Consider the following 16,788-nt stretch of genomic DNA (forward strand, 5'->3'; position numbering starts at 1 on the left):
AGCTAAGCCTGACAGCGCCGATGGTACTGCAACCGAAGGGTTGTGGGAGAGTAGGACACCGCCGAACTTTTTTTGAGGAAGGGCCTGGGCCCGGTCGAGATTAACGTCTCCCGGCCCAGGCCCTTCTTCTGTTTCCACCCCAGGCCACCCTGGCCACGCCCGGAGCCGGCCGTGGTGATGCCCCTCCAGTCACGCATGATGCCCCTCCGCATGATGCCTCCTGGATCACACGCGATGCCCCCTGCCGCACGCCGCCGCCCCGATCGGGGCCCGGAACTCGCGTGCTCGGCCCCTGCAACTTATGTGATGGGAGGCCGAACTCGCGTGATTGGAAGGGCATCACTCGTGATTGCAGGGGCATCACGCGTGACTGAGGGGGCATCACGCGTGGCTGGAGGGGCGGGGCGTGTGTCCTGGAGAGGTCGGGTGGGTAGAGAAAGGGGGTCAGGAGCGGAGCTCCTGACCCCCTGGGGGAAACCTGGGTTACTTGATGGCGGAGCCGGCCTGCCAGTCGGCCCAGGACTTGGACCAGTCGCCGTACAGGTCCCACACCGGGAGCTGGGGGCCGCCCGAATTGGTGACCTCCACGACGTCGCCCAGGCCCATGTTCTGGAAGAACCACTGGGCGTTCGCGTCGTTCAGGTTGATGCAGCCGTGCGACACGTTCGAACTGCCCTGCTGGCCGACGCTGTTCGGGTTCTCGTGGACGAACTCGCCGTCGTTGGAAATCCGCTCCGACCACTTCTCGTTCGAGCGGTACGCCTTCGGGTCCGGCGGGCAGACGCCGTACGTGCACGAATCCATCGTGTAGTTCGCCTGCTTGTCCGAAATGACGTGCGCGCCCAGGTGGGTCGGTGTGGCGTCCTTGCCCATCGAGATCGGCATCGACTTGACCATCTGGCCGTTGTGGAAGATCTGCATCTGCTCGCTGTTCCCGTCCGCCTTCGCGATCCAGGAATCGTGCACCTTGTACGTCTCCGTGCGGTCTTCCGCGCCGAACACGCCGCCGCCGAAGTCGACGCCGTAGATCTTCGCCGACACCTTGAGCGTCGTGCCGGCCTTCCAGTACTCCTTAGGCCGGTAGTGGACGTTCGAGTCGTCGATCCAGTACCAGCTGCCGTCCTGCTTCGGTGTCGACTCGACCGTCAGGGCCTTCTCCACCGCCGCCTTGTTCTTGACGGCGACCTTGCCGAAGCTGAACACGATCGGCTGGCCGACGCCGACGCCCGAACTCGCCACCGCGGACGGCGCCGGGATCAGGTTGGCGTTCGCCTGCTTCTTCGGCGACAGCGTGGTGATCTGGTTGTCCTGCTCGACCGGCTTCCCGTTGGACCCCTGGGCGTGCGCGACGATCTTGTACGTCGCGCCGTAGCCCAGCGGCTCGGTGGACGTCCAGCTCGACCCGTCGTCCGCCAGCTTGCCGGCGACCGTCTTCCCCTTGGCCGCGTTGGTCACCGTGACGTCGAGGAGCTTCCCGTTGGCCGCCTTGACGACGATCGGCGACGACGGGTTCACCGCCGTGCCGCCCGCAGGCTCGAACGTCACCGCGACCGGCGTCTCGGCCGGCGCGGCGGAGCCCGACGCGGGCGCGCCACCGCCGGGGGAGCCGCCGTCGTCACCGGACGAGCAGGCGGAAAGCAACAGTGCTCCGGCGAGGATTCCGGCCACCGAAAGTAAAATCTTCTTGGGGAGCATATTGTCTCTTTTTGGGAATTGGGATCGGCGGGCATTCGTCATCAAAACTACGCGATAGCGATGACGTTCTTGCCGGCGGATCGGTGCATCGGCGTGACGCGGATCACGTGACGACGAGCCCCGGAGCGCCGTACAACCCCGGTCCGCTCACCGAAACTTCACCGAGGTACTCGCGAGCCGCCGTGTACGCCTCTTCCGCCAGTGCTTCGGTGTGCCCGAAATCCAACGGGTTCACACGTACCGGCGCCGGGCCCGGCAGGTACAGCACCGGTACCTGCGCGGCCGCGACCGGCGCTTCCAGCACCGCCTGGTTCCGCATGCTGATCATCGCGGTGAACATCATCACCTCGGCGAACGTCCGCGGGGCGCCGGGCAGCTTCCCCGGGAACGCGCAGTCGAGCACCACCAGCGACTTCGCGCCCATCGCGAGGGCCTGTCGCATCGGCACGTTCGCGACGAGCCCGCCGTCGTACAGCAGCTGACCGTCGTGCTCCACCGGCGGGAAGATGCCCGGGATCGCGCAGCTCGCCAGCAGCGGCTCGAGCAGCCGCCCGGAGCGGATCAGCAGCGGCTCGGCCGTGTCGACCTGCGTCGTGACGACGCCGAGCGGCAGCGGCAGGTCCTCGAAACGCGTCGACTCGCCGAGGTGGTCGGCGATGATCGCGGCCAGGCCGGTGTTGGGGAACAGGTGCGTCCTGCCCTGCGTCAGCGCCCGGACGCGGCTGAACACGCCGCCGGGGAACGCTTCGGCGCGGGTCATGTGCGCCCAGATGTCGTGCAGCCGGGCGAGCGCGTCGGTGCCGGAGCGGGCCAGGACGGCGGCGTTGAGCGAACCGACCGACGTGCCGGTCACGACGTCCGGCGCGAGCCCGGCCTCGGTCAGGGCGCGCAACATGCCGACCTGCATGGCGCCGAGGCTGCCGCCCCCGCCGAAGACGAAGCCGACCGGCCGGGGAAGATCCGCGAGACTCATACCGCCGAATGTAGTACTCAGGGCACGCGTTCGGGCTCCGGCTCGGTCGCGGCCAGTGCCTTGCGCTTCTTCAGCCGCAGCAGGAAGAACACCGCGACGGCGGCGAGCACGCCGACGACGATCAAGCCGCCCGTGTTCAGCGCGCCCTCGATGCGCTTGGCGGCCTCGCCCAGCGCCGCGCCGATGCCGATGTGGACCAGCGACCAGCAGAACGCGCCCGCCGCGGCGGCCGGCAGGAACTTGCGGAACGGCAGGCCGGACGTCCCGGCCGCCGCCGGCGTCAGCGTCCGGATCACCGGCAGGAACCGGGCGAAGAAGACCGCCCACGCGCCCCGGCGTTCGAGGACCGCGGTGGCTTTGTCCCACGCTTCGAGGCCGTACTTGCGGATCAGTTTGGTGTCACGCAGCCGCGGCCCGAAGCGGCGGCCGATGCCGTACCCGAGCGCGTCGCCCGCCGTCGCGCAGAGGGTGACGACGAGCCAGAGCACCAGGAACCGGGGGACGGTGTTCGCCGTCGTCGCGGCGATGAGCAGCCCGGACTCGCCCGGGGCCAGGAAGCCCAGCCCGATCGTGCACTCGGCGAAGACCAGGCCGCCGGTCGCCGCGACGAGCCCCGGTTCCGGGAGTCCTTGCAACCAGCTGAGGAGGTCCGAAACCAGGGCCATACCGCCACTTTACCGATCCTTTAAGGATGGTGGGGTGACGTGCGTCACCGGGCCAGTAGCGACGCTGCTTCCTGAGCTGCGGGACCTTCGGCCGCGAGGTGCTGCAGGTTTTCGGGCAGGACCTCGCCGCGGTGGGCCTTGGTCTGGGCGTAGAGCCGTCCCGCGCGGTACGACGACCGCACCAACGGACCCGCCATCACACCCGCGAAGCCCATCGCCTCCGCAGCCTTCGAGTGCTCCACGAACTCCTCCGGCTTCACCCACCGATCCACCGGATGATGCCGCGGAGACGGACGCAGATACTGCGTGATCGTCAAAATCTCGCAGCCCGCATCCACCAGATCCTGCATCGCCGGAGCAACCTCATCCGGCGTCTCACCCATACCCAGGATCAGGTTCGACTTCGTCACCAAACCAGCCTCACGCGCCGCCGTGATGACCTCCAGCGACCGCGCATACCGGAAACCCGGACGGATCCGCTTGAAAATCCGCGGCACCGTCTCCACATTGTGCGCCAAAACCTCCGGACGCGACCCGAACACCTCCGCCAACTGCGCCGGATCCGCGTTGAAGTCCGGAATCAACAACTCCACACCGGTGCCGGGGTTCAAATCGTGGATCTGCCGGACGGTCTCGGCATAGAGCCAGGCGCCACCATCAGGAAGGTCATCCCGCGCCACACCGGTCACCGTCGAATACCGCAACCCCATCGCCTGCACGGACTCCGCGACCTTCCGCGGCTCAGTCCGGTCCAGCTCAGCGGGCTTACCGGTGTCGATCTGACAGAAATCACACCGACGCGTGCACTGATCCCCGCCGATCAGAAAAGTGGCCTCCCGGTCCTCCCAGCACTCATAAATATTGGGACAACCAGCCTCTTCACACACCGTGTGCAGACCCTCACGACGCACCAGACCCTTGAGCTCCGTGAACTCCGGCCCCATCCGCACCCGCGTCTTGATCCACGACGGCTTCTTCTCGATCGGCGTCTCACTGTTGCGGACTTCCAGACGCAGCAGCTTCCGGCCTTCAGGCGCAGCACTCACGACTTCAACCGTACGCCCGTCCGGGCTACGCGGGATCGGGGGTGACGCCGGTCAGCTTCGCGGTGACGTCCCACAACGCGACCCCCAGCGACTCGCTGCGCGCAGCGGCCAGCGGACGCACCTTGACCGGGTTTCCGCGCACGCCGCCGAGGCGGCCCGGGGCGATGTAGTCGCCGCCCTCGACGCCGTCCGCCGTGGCCGCGTACAGCTGCGGCAGCGCGCCCTGGCGGACGTTCTGCGCGAACAGGACCTCGCCGATCTTGTGGCCGCCGGCGATGACCGAACGGACGACCGGGTTGGTGTACGAGCGGGCCATGCCGCTGCCGAGGCCGGTCGCGGTGTAGCCCGGGTGGGCGGCGACGCTGAGCACGCCGGAGCCGGCCGCGCGCAGGCGGCGGTCCAGTTCGAGCGCGAACACCTGGTCGGCGAGCTTCGACTGCCCGTACGCGGCGGCGGGGTTGTAGCGGCGGTGCTCGGCGTTGGGGTCTTGGAGGTCGATCCGGGCGCCGACCGCGGCGAGGCTCGACAGGGTGACGACCCGGCCGCGCAGGGCGGGCGCGAGCAGCCACGTCAGCGCCGCGTGGCCGAGGTAGTTGGTGCCGAACTGCAGCTCGAAGCCGTCGGCGGTGCGGCCGCGGGCGGTCGCCATCACGCCGGCGTTGTTGACCAGCACGTCGAGGCGGTCGCCGGTGCGTTCCCGCACCGACGCGGCGGCCGCGCGCACCGACGCGAGCTCGCTCAGGTCCAGTGGGACGAGCTCGGGTTCGGCGCCCGTGGCGGCCGCTTTCACGATGTCGAGTGCCTTCGCGCCGCGCTCGGCGGAGCGGCAGGCGAGGAGCACGCGGGCCCCCTTGCCCGCGAGCACCAGTGATGTGCGCAGGCCGAGCCCCGAATTCGCTCCGGTGACCAGGACGGTCCGGCCGCTCTGGTCGGCGATGTCGGCTTCGGTCCAGCGCTGTGTCATGCGCTCACTTAACTCTGTTTACGCACTGGGCGCGAGCAGTCGCCGCAGGTGTCCGATCACCGGACGGCGGCGGGTGCTTTCGTCCCGGCCGGCGCGCAGCAGCGCCTCGAGCGCGTGGCCCACCTTGACGATCTCGTCGGCCGGCTCGCGCGGGTCGGCCAGCCCGGCCGTGACGGCGAGCATGCGCAGCTCGCCCTCGTGCATCCGGCGCAGCGACGCGTGCCGCCCGTAGGCGCCGTCGAGGACCGTGCGCAGGTCGGCGTGCTGCTCGACGGCGGCGCGCCAGGCACGGGTGACGGCGTCGACGTGGTCGCCGAGGCCGTCGGCGTCGTCCGGGTCGATGACCTCGGCGCGCAGGCGGCCGCTCAGCGTCCGTGTCCACTGGTACTGCAGTGCGGTGAGGACGTTCTCCTCGGTGCCGAAGTGCTCGTCGGCGCCGGGCACCTCTTCGAGCGCCAGCGGCTCACCCGGGTTCCGGGCGGCCAGGCGGACGGCGGCTTCGAGGATTTCCTGACGTCGGTAGAAGTCGGTCCAGCTCATGTGGGGCTCCCCTTCCGTGGCCCGGGTCATACCGCGGGTCTGCGGCATACTCCCGGTACGGACCTGACGCGCCGAACATACCATGAGTATGGAGAGGTGCTCCGGGCGTAAAGTTGTGAAGGTGGCGACAATGAGGTCCAGACGACTCGACTACTCCGAGTCGACGCGGTCCGCGCTGGTCGACAGCGCGGTCGAACTGTTCACCAAACGCGGTTACGCGGGTACCTCGCTCGACGAGATCGCCAAACGCGCCCGGGTGACCAAGGGTGCGCTGTACCACCACTTCAGCGGCAAGCAGGCCCTCTTCGAAGCCGCGTTCGACCAGGTCGAGAGCCTCGTCTACGACCGGCTCGACAAGATCATGACCGGCGAGGGCACGCCGTGGGAGCGCGCGCTCGGCGGGCTCAACGCGTTCATCCGCGCCTGCCTCGACCCCGCCTACCAGCGGATCGCCATCCACGAGGCGCCGGTCGTGATGGGTTGGGAACGCTGGCGCGAGGCGGAGGAGCGGTGCAGCTTCGGGCTGGTGCGCTCCGGCCTGCAGTCGCTGATCGACGCGGGTGAGGTCGAGCCGGTGCCGGTCGAGGTCACCGCGCGGCTGCTGTTCGGCGCGCTGTCCAGCGCGGCCACCGAAATCGCCAGTTCGCCCGACCCGAAGAAGGTCGGCGCCGAGATCGAGGACGTGATCGTCCGCATGCTGGTCCGGCTGAGGCGCACGGAGCCCGACGTCTCTATAGGCTGACGTCGTGGACTTGAGGATCTTCACCGAGCCCCAGCAGGGGGCCAGCTACGACGACCTGCTGCGCGTCGCCAAGGCGACCGAAGCCGCCGGGTACGACGCCTTCTTCCGCAGCGACCACTACCTGAAGATGGGCTCGGCCGACGGCCTGCCCGGCCCGACCGACGCGTGGATCACCCTCGCCGGCCTGGCCAGGGAGACCAGCCGGATCCGGCTCGGCACGCTCGTCACCGCGGCGACGTTCCGGCACCCGGGGCCGCTGGCCATCTCCGTGGCGCAGGTCGACCAGATGTCGGGCGGCCGCGTCGAATTCGGTCTCGGCTCCGGCTGGTACGACGCCGAGCACGAGGCGTACGGCCTGACGCTGCCGCCGCTGAAGGAGCGCTTCGACCGCTACGCCGAGCAGCTCGAGATCATCACCGGGCTGTGGAAGACGCCGGTGGGCTCGACGTATTCGTTCGACGGCCGGTACTACCAGCTCTCGGAGGCGCCGGGCCTGCCGAAGCCGGCGCAGTCCCCGGCCCCGCCGGTGATCATCGGCGGCGGCGGCAAGAAGCGCACGCCGGCGCTGGCCGCACGGTTCGCCGACGAGTTCAACCTGCCGTTCGTGGACGCCGAGACGGCGGCGGCCCAGTTCGCCCGCGTCGAGGCGGCGGCGACGGAGATCGGCCGCGACCCGAAGGAGATCCTGCGCTCGGTGGCCCTGGTCATCGGCGTGGGCCGCTCCGACGAGGAGGTCGCACGGCGGGCGTCGGTGATCGGGCGGGACGTCGACGAGCTGCGGGCCAACGGCCTGGCGGGGACGCCGGCGGAGGTCGTCGACCGGATCGGGCGGTGGCGGGAGCAGACCGGGATCACGCGGGTCTACCTGCAGCTGCTGGACCTTGCGGACCTGGACCAGATCGAGTTGATCGCCGCCGAGGTGGCGCCGCAGCTGGACTGAGCAGCCCCCGTTTTCCACGCTGGCGCGACGGACCGACAGTTCCGGGTGCTGAAAGCCGGGCCGGCCTCCTGTTGTCCACAGGAGGCCGGCCGCTTCAGTTCTGCAGGGCGAACGTGACGCCGGGGGCCTCGGGGGCGGCCGGGCGCGGGAGCCAGCGGTCCTCGCTCACCGGGAGCTCGCCTTCGAGCGCCGCCAGGACCGCATCGCGGGCCAGGGGGAGGACCGCCTCGACCGTGACGTCCCGCTGCAGCTCGTAGGACAGGGACGTCACGCCCGCGTCGCGGATGCCGCACGGGACGATCGCGTCGAACGCCGCCAGGTCCGCGTTGCAGTTCAGCTCGAAGCCGTGCATCGTCACGCCTCGCTGGACGCGGATGCCGATGGCCGCGATCTTGCGCTCGATCCCGCGGTCGTCCGCCGGGATCCACACGCCGCTGCGGCCTTCGACGCGGCCGCTGGCCACGCCGAGCTGGTCGCACACGTGGATCAGCGCCTCCTCCAGGCGTCGCACGTAGTGGACGACGTCGATCGGGTCGGCGAGCTTGATGATCGGGTAGCCGACCAGCTGGCCCGGGCCGTGCCAGGTGATCTTGCCGCCGCGGTCGACGTCGATCACCGGGGTGCCGTCCGTGGGGCGGTCGGCCTCCTCCGTGCGCTTGCCCGCCGTGTACACCGACGGGTGCTGCAGCAGGAGCATCGTGTCCGGGGCGGTGCCGTCCGCGCGGGCGGTCAACGAGCTCCGCTGGAGCTCCCAGGCTTCGGTGTAGTCGATCGTGCCGAGTTCGCGGACGTCGACGGGCTCGGTGCCGGCGCGGCAGGTGCGGGAAGAACTCACCCGTCGAGGCTACGCCCGTCACCCGGGGGAAGCAGCCGCAAGGCGCACGCTGAGAGCAGCCCGACACCGGTCACCGCGAGCACTGCGCCGATCGTGTCGGTGACCCAGTGCACGCCGAGCACCACCCGGCAGGCGGCCGACAGGACCACCGCCACCCCGACGGCCACCGCGACCCGCCGGACCAGCCGCGGCCACAGCCACGCGCACAGCAGGAGCAGGACCAGGCCGGTGCTCGCCACCGACACCACGTGCCCGCTCGGGTAGCTCAGGTCCGGGTAGTCGCGCGGCCGTTCCCGCAGGAAGATCGGCTTGAACACCAGGCTGGTCAGCCGGCACAGCACCAGCACCACGGCCAGCCGCACGCACAGGCCGAAGTGCTCGCGCCGCCGCAGCGCCAGAGCCAGCAGCGCCACGCCGAGGACGAAGGGGAGGACCGGGCCGAGGACGTCGCTGCCGGCCTGCGCGACCCGCCCGAGCGGCTCGGCGTAGACGCCGCGAAGGGCGTCCGAGACCGCGATGTCGAGCGCCAGCGGCCGCCGCGCCACGCTCAGGCCGAGCAGCACGAACGCGGCCGAGAGCACCACGCCCACGACCAGCCAGCGCTTCAGCCGGACGCTCATGCCGCGGCGAGCGCGCTGTCCAGGGTCCGGTGCCGGAACTCGTATCCGGACCGCTCCAGCACGACGGGAACCGCCCGCTGCCCGAACAGCGCCATCTCCTCCCCGGCCTGGCCGAGCACGGCCTTGAGCGCGATCCCGGGCACCCACCACGGCGCCGGCCGGTGCAGCGCGCGGCCGACGGCCCGGGTGAACTCGGCGTTGGTCACCGGCTCGGGCCCGGTCGCGTTCACCGCGCCCGTGACGTCGTGCGTCAGGACGTGGACGATCGCGCCGACCTCGTCTTCGAGGGAGATCCACGGCATGTACTGGCGGCCGTCGCCGAGCCGCCCGCCCAGGCACAGGGCGAACAGCGGGCGCAGCGTCCCGTACAGGCCGCCCTTCGCGGACAGCACCAGGCCGGTCCGGAGGTGCACGACCCGCGCGTCCGAGGCGGCCGCCGTCGCCGCTTCCCACGCTTCGCAGAGCTCGGCGAGAAAACCGCGGCCGCGGGGCGCTGATTCGTCCACAGTGGACTCGTGGGTGTGGCCGTAGTAGCCGACGGCGGACGCGTTGACGAGCACGCCGACGCCGTGTTCGGCGACGGCCTCGGCGAGCACCTCGGTCGGCTCGACCCGGCTGTCGGTGAGCTCCTGCTTGCGCATCGCGCTCCACCGGCCGGGGAACAGCGGCTTGCCGCCGAGGTTCACGACGGCGTCCACCCCCTCGAACGCGCCGCCGGCGATGGTGCCCGACGGCGGATCCCAGCGGAATTCGCCGCCGCCGCGCGTTTCACGCCGCACCAGCCGACGGACTTCGTGGCCTTCGCGCGCCAAGCGTTCGCCCAGCGCCGACCCGATCAAGCCGCTCGCTCCGGCGATGAGTACTCGCATGCTTCGATCGTTGCGCATCCGCTGCGTGTCCGCACGTCCGGCCCGGATGCGGCGAAGGCCGCCACGGGAACTCCCGTGGCGGCCTTCGTCGGGGGTGACTCAGAGCCCGAGTTCGCTCTCGAAGTTGCCCTCTTCCAGGCGCTGCTTGATCGTCGTCAGGAAGCGGCCCGCGTCGGCCCCGTCCACCAGGCGGTGGTCGTAGGTCAGCGGGAGGTACGCCATCGACCGGACGGCGATCGTGTCGTTGCCGTCGGCGTCCGCGATCACCACCGGGCGCTTGACGACCGCGCCGGTGCCGAGGATGCCCGACTGCGGCTGCACGATGATCGGCGTGTCGAACAGCGCGCCGACGCTGCCGATATTCGTGATCGAGAACGTGCCACCCGACAGCTCGTCCGGCTTGATCTGACCCGCGCGCGCCCGGCCCGCCAGGTCGGCGATCCGGTGCGCGAGACCGGCCAGGCTCAGCTCGCCCGCGTCGTGGATCACGACCGAGAGCAGGCCGCGCTCGGTGTCCACCGCGATGCCCAGGTGCACGGCGCCGTGGTAGGTGATCTCCTTCGTGTCCTCGTTGTAGGACGCGTTGACGTTCGGGTGCTGTTTGAGCGCCTCGACCGTGGCCTTCGCGAAGAACGGCAGGAACGTCAGGTTGACGCCCTCGCGCTCCTTGAAGCCCGCCTTCGCGCGCTGGCGCAGCTTGGCGATCTTCGTGACGTCGACCTCCTGGACCTGCGTGAGCTGCGCGGCGATCTGCAGCGACTCGCGGGTCTTGGTGGCCGTGATCTGGCGGATCCGGCTGGCCTTCTGCACGGTCCCGCGCAGCGCGGCGAGCTCCGGCGACACCGCGGCCGCGGGACGCGCGGCCGGCGCCGACGGGGCGGCAGCGGCAGCCGGGGCGGCCGCCGCCGGCGCCGGTGCGGCGGCGGCCTTCTGCTTCTCCTCGGCCGCGGCCAGGACGTCCTGCTTGCGGATCCGGCCGCCGACGCCGCTGCCGGTCAGCGACGCGAGGTCGATGCCGTGCTCCGACGCGAGCTTGCGGACCAGCGGGGTGACGTACGGGCCGTCCGCCGAGCCGTCCTTCGCCGCGGCGGCCGGGGCCGACTGCGTGGCGGCCGAGGCCGGGGCGGCCTGCGGCTTCGGTTCCGGCTTGGGCTCGGGCTTCGACTCCTGGACCGGCTCGGGCTTCGGCTCCGGCTTGGGTTCCGGCTTCGGCTCGGGCTTGGGCTCCGGCTTCGCCTCGGCCTTCGGCGCCGCGTTCGCGTCCCCGATGACGGCCAGGACGCCGCCGACCTCGACGGTCTCGTCCTCGCCCGCGCGGATCTCCAGCACCGTGCCGGCGACCGGCGACGGTACCTCGGTGTCGACCTTGTCGGTGGAGATCTCGAGCAGCGGCTCGTCGACCTCGACCGAGTCGCCGACCGCCTTCAGCCAGCGCGTGACGGTGCCCTCGGTGACGCTCTCGCCCAGCTCGGGCAGCTTCACCTCGGTGCCTTCGCCACCGGCGGCCGGCGCGGTGTCCGGCTTGCTCGGCGCGCTCTCTTCGGCCTGGGCCTGCGGCTCTTCCTGCTGCGGCTCCGGCTCGGAGGCCGCGGGCTCCTCCTGCGCGGGGGCGGAGGACTCGGGGACGCCGCCGGACCCGTCGTCGATGACGGCGAGCTCGCCGCCGACCTCGACGGTCTCGTCCTCCTGGGCGCTGATCTTCACGACCGTGCCCGCCACCGGGGAGGGCACCTCGGTGTCGACCTTGTCGGTCGAGATCTCGAGCAACGGCTCGTCGACCTCGACGGTGTCGCCCTCCTGCTTAAGCCACCGGGTGACGGTGCCTTCGGTGACGCTCTCCCCGAGCTCCGGCAATGTGACGGAGTAGGCCATCGTTCGCTGACTCCTCTTCCAAGTTCTGCGTGGTCTGGATTCTGCTGGTGGGACGTCAGCTGTGCACGTGCAGCGGCTTCCCCGCGAGGGCGAGGAACGCTTCACCGAGGGCCTCGGTCTGGGTCGGGTGGGCGTGGATGAGGGGTGCGACGTCCTCGGGGAAGGCCTCCCAGCTGTAGATCAGCTGCGCTTCGCCGATCAGCTCGCCTACGCGGTCGCCGACCATGTGGACGCCCACGACCGGGCCGTCCGGCGCCTTGACCAGCTTGACGCCGCCGGAGGTCTTGAGGATCTGGCTCTTGCCGTTGCCGCCGAGGTCGTAGGTGAACGTCGTGACGTCCGAGCCGTACTTGTCCTTCGCCTGCGACTCGGTCAGCCCGACCGACGCGACCTCGGGGTGCGAGTAGGTGACCCGCGGGATGCCGCTCTCGTCGATCACGCGCGGGTTCTGCCCGGCGATCTCCTCGGCGACGAAGATGCCCTGCTGGAAGCCGCGGTGCGCGAGCTGCAGGCCGGGGACGATGTCGCCGACGGCGTAGACGTTCGGCAGGTTGGTGCGCAGCCGCTCGTCGGTGAGGACGAAGCCGCGCTCGATCTTGACGCCGGCCTCCTCGTAACCGTGGCCGGCCGAGTTCGGCCCGCGGCCGACGGCGACCAGCAGCAGGTCGGCCTCGATGGTCTCGCCGGACTCCAGCGAGACGCTCACGCCGTTGTCGTCCTGCTTCGCGCCGGTGAACTTCACCCCGGTCTTGAAGGCGATCTTGCGGCGGCGGAAGGCGCGCTCGAGCTGCTTGGACGCGAACTCGTCCTCGTTCGGGACCAGCCGCGGGAGGGCTTCGACGATGGTGACGTCGACGCCGAAGGAGGCCCAGACGCTGGCGAACTCGACGCCGATGACGCCGCCGCCGAGCACCACGACCTTCTTGGGGACGTAGTCGAGGGCGAGGGCCTGCTCGCTGGCGATGATGCGCCCGCCGAGCTCCAGGCCGGGCAGCGTGCGCGAGTACGAACCGGTGGCGAGGATGACGTTCTTGCCGGTGTGGCGGGTGCCGTCCACCTCGACGGTGGTGCCGCCGACGAACGTGCCGCTGCCCTCGACGAGGTTCACCTTGTGCGCCTTGGCCAGGCCCTGCAGGCCCTTGTACAGGCGGGCGACGATCCCGTCCTTGTACTTGTTGACCCCGGCGATGTCGATGCCCTCGAAGGCGGCCTTGACGCCGACCGCTTCGGCTTCCCGGGTCTCGTCGGCGACCTCGGCGGCGTGCAGCAGGGCCTTGGTCGGGATGCAGCCCCGGTGGAGGCACGTCCCGCCCAGCTTGTCCTTCTCGATCAGCGTGACGGAAAGGCCCAGCTCGGCCGCGCGGAACGCCGCGGCGTAGCCGCCCGATCCGCCTCCCAGGATCACGAGGTCGGCGGAGGTGTCGGTCACTTCATTAACTCCTCGGCAAGCAGTGGGGTGATGCTCTGTCGTCGCGCCCGCGCCCGGTATAACCGCGCGCGCGACACCGCCATCTTGTCACTACGCCGGACGGGGCTGCGAGCTAGCCGGGTGTGCGACGCCGACCACACGCGGAGTCCGGGATAATGAGTGGGGTAGGTCTCGGGAGGAGAGGTGATCGAGGTGGGGCTCTTCGACTCGCTGCGCAGGCGGGCCAAGGGTGGTCAGCGGGCCGGTACGCTGCGGAAAGCCAGTAACCAGGACACCCGCCACCTCGACGAGTGGGCGGCCACCCGAACGGGTGTCGAGGCGTTCGTGGAACCGAAGACCAACGTCACGGAGACCACTGTGGTGTTGATCGCCCACGACGGGGAGTGGACGCGGCGGCGCATCGGCAGCCTGGAGGCGGCGCAGCAGTTCGGGCACCGGCGGTCCATCCCGGTGTACGAGGTCGCGCGGGTCGGGTACCCGAAGCGGATGCGCGAGTACACCGAGCGCAAGAAGCGCGGCCAGGTCTAGAGCTCGATCCGGCCGACGACCTCGCCGTTGAACGTCTGGCCGGTCGGCCGGAACCCCAGCTTGAGGTAGAACTCCTCCGGGCCGCCCTCGGCCGGGATCCACAGCACCGTCGTGGCGGACTGGCCCCGTTTCCGGGCTTCCTCCAGGACGGTCTCCACCGCGAACCGGCCGTAGCCGCGGCCCTGCACGCCCGCGCCGACGTTCAGCCGCCAGATCCCGCAGCGGAAGAAGTCCAGCTCCGCGTGCGGGTCGAAGGCGCCCATCACGAAGGCCACCGGTTCGCCGTCGTCCAGAATCAGGCGCGGCCAGGCGATCTCCGGCTGCGTGTACGCCTCGGCGAGGGAGACCGCGACCGGCGCGACGAAGTCCTTCTGGTGCGGCTCGACGGCCAGCTGGCACGCGGCGGCGACGTTGTCCGGGGTGATCTGCTCCGCCGTGAGGGTGGTCACCCGGTCCAACCTAGCCCGCCTGGGCCAGCAGCGTGGCGTGCTTGACCAGCGCCGCCCGGAAGGACGCGTGGACCGTCGTGCCCAGGACCGGGTCGACCTCCACCACGTGCCCGCCCGACAGCAGCAGCACCGGCGGGTCGGACAGCACCACGACGCCGTCCTGCGCACGCAGGTCCGCCGTGCCGAGGAGGCGCGGGAAGACCACGTCGGCGGGCAGGCCGTCGCAGGTGCGGAGGAATTCGTGAACGTCCGCGGGCAGGGCCACGCCCAGCCGCAGCTCGGCCGAGCGGATCGCAGCTTCGGACGCCGGGGGAGGGAGAGCGGTCCGGAGGGGGCCGGCCGCGGCGGTTTCGCCAAGTGGAACACCCGCCGCTCCCCGCAGCCCTGGGTCCGTACCTTCGCCGCGCAGCCGCATGATCTCCCCGATCAGCTCCGCCCAGGTGCCCAGGTCGGACGGGTACCGCTCGTGCAGCGCCGCGACCAGCGCACCCGCGCAGCTCGGGGCCCACTCGCGCAGGCCGAGCGGGTCCGCGCCGGCGACCAGCGCCGGGGCCAGGGCCCGCGTCGCGGCCAGCGTGGCAACGTCCGGGCGCGGCCCGGCGAGGGGGGCCCACCTCGTGAGGTCGCCGTCGAGCAGGGCCGTGCGGACCCGGTCCGGACGCGCCGGCGCCACGTGCTTCACCACCTCGGCGACCGGCCCCGGCGGGAGCACGCCGTCGAGATCGGAGACCGGACGACGCAACGCGGCCGTGTGCGCGCGTTCCTCGGCGTCGAGGTCGAGCGGTGGCAAGGCCGCCGCCCAGTCCGGACGCGCACCCCGCGCCTCGAACAGCATCGCCCACGCACGCGCCCGCACCGGGTCCGCGGCCAGTGCGTCGGCCGGCCGTTCCGTCCGGGCCTGCCACTGCCGCACCAGCCGGTCGGCCTCGTCGAAGGCACCGGTGACGGCGAGCAGCAACGCCGCGTAGCCGACCTCTTCGTCCACAGTGGACGAAGCGGCGGTCAGGACGTCCCTGACCGCCGCTTCGAGGTACTCGCCGGAGTCCACTCAGCCGTTGGCGGCGATGTCCGCCAGCACCGCGGCGATCGACCGGACCGGGACGCCGGTGCCGCCCTTGCCGGTGTAGCCCCACGGGGCGCTCGTGTTGAACGACGGGCCCGCGATGTCGATGTGGACCCAGTCGAGGCCGTCGGCGACGAACTCGCGCAGGAAGATCCCGGCGGCCAGCATGCCGCCCCAGCGGTGGCCGGTCACGTTGGCCAGGTCGGCCAGCCGCGAGTCGAGGTCGGCGCGCAGCTCCTCCGGCAGCGGCATGGCCCAGCCGTTTTCGCCGGTGGCCTGCATGATCGCGGCGACGCGGTCGCGGAAGTCGTCCGAGCCCATCACGCCCGCGGTGCGGTTGCCGAGCGCGACGAGCTGGGCGCCGGTCAGCGTCGAGGTCTCGATCAGGTAGTCCGGGTTCTCCTCGGCCGCGCGGACCATCGCGTCCACCAGCACGAGCCGGCCCTCGGCGTCGGTGTTGAGGACCTCGACGGTCTTGCCGCCGTACATCGTCAGCACGTCACCCGGGCGGTACGACGTCCCCGACGGCAGGTTCTCCGCCAGCGGGATGTGCGCGACGACCTCCAGGGGGTACTTCAGCTTCGCCGCCAGCACCACGGCCGCGAGCACGCCGGCCGCGCCGGACATGTCCGAGGTCATGTGGTCCATGTTCGCGGCGGGCTTGAGCGAGATGCCGCCCGAGTCGAACGTGATGCCCTTGCCGACCAGCGCGACCTTCTTCGCGGCCTTGGCCGGCTTGTAGCCGATGCGCACCAGGCGCGGCTGGCGCGAGGAGCCGCCGCCGACGCCGAGGATGCCGCCGAAGCCCTTGCGCTTCAACGCCTTCTCGTCGAGCACCTCGAACTCGAGGCCGTTGTCCTCGGCCAGCTTCTTCGCGCGCTCGGCGAAGGAGGCCGGGTAGAGGTCGTTCGGCGGGGTGTTGATCAGGTCGCGGGCGGTGATGACGGCCTCGGCGATCGAGCCGGCCGCCTTCAGCGTCGCCTTGTGCTCGCGGGCGGTGCCCTCGGCCGGGCTCGCGAAGTCGGCCTTCGCCAGCGGGGCGTCGCCCTTCTCGGAGCGGTAGTCGGTGAAGACGTAGGAGCCGAGGATCGTGCCCTCGACGGCGGCCTGCAGGTCGAGCTCCGAGAGCGTGACGAGGGCGCGGTCGGTGCCGGCCAGCGCGCGGCCGGCGGCGCCCGCGGCGCGGCGGACCTGCTCGGGGGTGATCGTGTCGCCCGCCTTGCCCAGGCCGACGGCGAGCACCACGCCGGCCGGGAGCTTGCCCAGCGTCGGGACCTTGACGACCTCTTCGGCCTTGCCGCTCGCGCCGAGGGTGGCGAGCAGGCCGGCGAGCCGGCCGTCGAAGGCGGCGTCCACGGCGGCGGCGCCGGGCGCGAGCACGGGACCGTCCTCGCCGGCCACGGTGCCGACGACGACCACGTCGGCGCGCGTCTTGGCCAGTGCCTCCCCGGTGTTGTCGGACAGGGCGAGCTTGGGCACGGTCACTTCTGGCTCCTCGCGCGTTCTCGTGTGGCACCGGGCACCCGCCCGGCCGGGATCGTGAGCCATGCTAATGACG

17 protein-coding genes are annotated in these 16,788 nt (G+C 71.2%); 3 read left to right on the forward strand and 14 right to left on the reverse strand.

Features of this window, described 5'->3' with window-relative positions; genetic code table 11:
* Positions 1–483 precede the first annotated feature (483 nt).
* From ABZW17_RS44215 to ABZW17_RS44240, 6 genes are all read right to left on the reverse strand, one after another.
* Positions 484–1,695, reverse strand: coding sequence for an Ig-like domain-containing protein (locus ABZW17_RS44215; RefSeq protein WP_354828210.1), 1,212 nt, complete (start codon positions 1,693–1,695; stop codon positions 484–486).
* A gap of 103 nt (positions 1,696–1,798) precedes the next feature.
* Positions 1,799–2,668, reverse strand: a complete 870-nt coding sequence (locus ABZW17_RS44220) for a patatin-like phospholipase family protein (protein ID WP_354828212.1) — start codon at positions 2,666–2,668, stop codon at positions 1,799–1,801.
* Positions 2,669–2,685: 17 nt separating this feature from the next.
* Complete coding sequence (locus ABZW17_RS44225; protein WP_354828215.1) at positions 2,686–3,333, reverse strand: DedA family protein; 648 nt, start codon at positions 3,331–3,333, stop codon at positions 2,686–2,688.
* Between the two features lie 44 nt (positions 3,334–3,377).
* Positions 3,378–4,379 (reverse strand): lipoyl synthase, encoded by a 1,002-nt coding sequence (gene lipA / locus ABZW17_RS44230; RefSeq protein WP_354828217.1) that lies wholly within the window; start codon positions 4,377–4,379, stop codon positions 3,378–3,380.
* Positions 4,380–4,404: 25 nt separating this feature from the next.
* Positions 4,405–5,343, reverse strand: a complete 939-nt coding sequence (locus tag ABZW17_RS44235) for an oxidoreductase (protein ID WP_354828220.1) — start codon at positions 5,341–5,343, stop codon at positions 4,405–4,407.
* Between the two features lie 18 nt (positions 5,344–5,361).
* Entirely contained in the window at positions 5,362–5,883 is a 522-nt protein-coding gene (locus tag ABZW17_RS44240; protein ID WP_354828223.1) for a hypothetical protein, read from the reverse strand.
* A 130-nt stretch (positions 5,884–6,013) separates the two neighbouring features.
* On the opposite strand from ABZW17_RS44240, the gene ABZW17_RS44245 reads away from it, so the two are divergent.
* Both ABZW17_RS44245 and ABZW17_RS44250 read left to right on the forward strand, forming a co-directional pair.
* The gene (locus tag ABZW17_RS44245) at positions 6,014–6,625 is read left to right on the forward strand and encodes a TetR/AcrR family transcriptional regulator (RefSeq protein WP_003095816.1); all 612 of its coding nucleotides are present in this window, start codon (positions 6,014–6,016) and stop codon (positions 6,623–6,625) included.
* A 4-nt stretch (positions 6,626–6,629) separates the two neighbouring features.
* A complete protein-coding gene (locus ABZW17_RS44250) occupies positions 6,630–7,565 on the forward strand; it encodes an LLM class F420-dependent oxidoreductase (RefSeq protein WP_354828225.1) in 936 nt (311 codons plus the stop codon).
* 94 nt (positions 7,566–7,659) lie between these two features.
* Here the strand turns inward: ABZW17_RS44250 and lipB are convergent, their stop codons facing one another.
* The 5 genes from lipB to lpdA all read right to left on the reverse strand — a co-directional run bounded on the left by lipB (position 7,660) and on the right by lpdA (position 13,190).
* Complete coding sequence (gene lipB, locus ABZW17_RS44255; protein WP_354828227.1) at positions 7,660–8,400, reverse strand: lipoyl(octanoyl) transferase LipB; 741 nt, start codon at positions 8,398–8,400, stop codon at positions 7,660–7,662.
* Positions 8,397–9,020: a phosphatase PAP2 family protein gene (locus ABZW17_RS44260; protein ID WP_354828229.1), complete on the reverse strand. Its 624-nt coding sequence runs from the start codon at positions 9,018–9,020 to the stop codon at positions 8,397–8,399. Before ABZW17_RS44260 ends, lipB begins: the two co-directional genes overlap by 4 nt.
* Complete coding sequence (locus ABZW17_RS44265) at positions 9,017–9,889, reverse strand: TIGR01777 family oxidoreductase (protein ID WP_354828232.1); 873 nt, start codon at positions 9,887–9,889, stop codon at positions 9,017–9,019. Before ABZW17_RS44265 ends, ABZW17_RS44260 begins: the two co-directional genes overlap by 4 nt.
* Before the next feature lie 99 nt (positions 9,890–9,988).
* The gene (gene sucB, locus ABZW17_RS44270) at positions 9,989–11,761 is read right to left on the reverse strand and encodes a 2-oxoglutarate dehydrogenase, E2 component, dihydrolipoamide succinyltransferase (RefSeq protein ID WP_354828235.1); all 1,773 of its coding nucleotides are present in this window, start codon (positions 11,759–11,761) and stop codon (positions 9,989–9,991) included.
* A 55-nt stretch (positions 11,762–11,816) separates the two neighbouring features.
* Entirely contained in the window at positions 11,817–13,190 is a 1,374-nt protein-coding gene (gene lpdA, locus ABZW17_RS44275; RefSeq protein WP_086853916.1) for a dihydrolipoyl dehydrogenase, read from the reverse strand.
* Positions 13,191–13,373: 183 nt separating this feature from the next.
* On the opposite strand from lpdA, the gene ABZW17_RS44280 reads away from it, so the two are divergent.
* The gene (locus ABZW17_RS44280; protein ID WP_354828238.1) at positions 13,374–13,718 is read left to right on the forward strand and encodes an oxidoreductase; all 345 of its coding nucleotides are present in this window, start codon (positions 13,374–13,376) and stop codon (positions 13,716–13,718) included.
* On the opposite strand, the gene ABZW17_RS44285 is transcribed toward ABZW17_RS44280, so the two are convergent.
* Genes ABZW17_RS44285 through ABZW17_RS44295 form a run of 3 tightly spaced genes read right to left on the reverse strand, consistent with a single transcriptional unit; the run spans position 13,715 to position 16,715 of the window.
* Entirely contained in the window at positions 13,715–14,167 is a 453-nt protein-coding gene (locus ABZW17_RS44285; protein ID WP_354828241.1) for a GNAT family N-acetyltransferase, read from the reverse strand. The two genes, ABZW17_RS44280 and ABZW17_RS44285, sit on opposite strands and share 4 nt — an antisense overlap.
* 10 nt (positions 14,168–14,177) lie before the next feature.
* A complete protein-coding gene (locus tag ABZW17_RS44290; RefSeq protein WP_354828244.1) occupies positions 14,178–15,215 on the reverse strand; it encodes an SMI1/KNR4 family protein in 1,038 nt (345 codons plus the stop codon).
* The gene (locus tag ABZW17_RS44295; RefSeq protein WP_354828247.1) at positions 15,216–16,715 is read right to left on the reverse strand and encodes a leucyl aminopeptidase; all 1,500 of its coding nucleotides are present in this window, start codon (positions 16,713–16,715) and stop codon (positions 15,216–15,218) included. It lies immediately after the preceding gene.
* Positions 16,716–16,788 lie beyond the last annotated feature (73 nt).

This window comes from Amycolatopsis sp. NPDC004625 (genome assembly GCF_040609695.1).
GTDB lineage: Bacteria > Actinomycetota > Actinomycetes > Mycobacteriales > Pseudonocardiaceae > Amycolatopsis.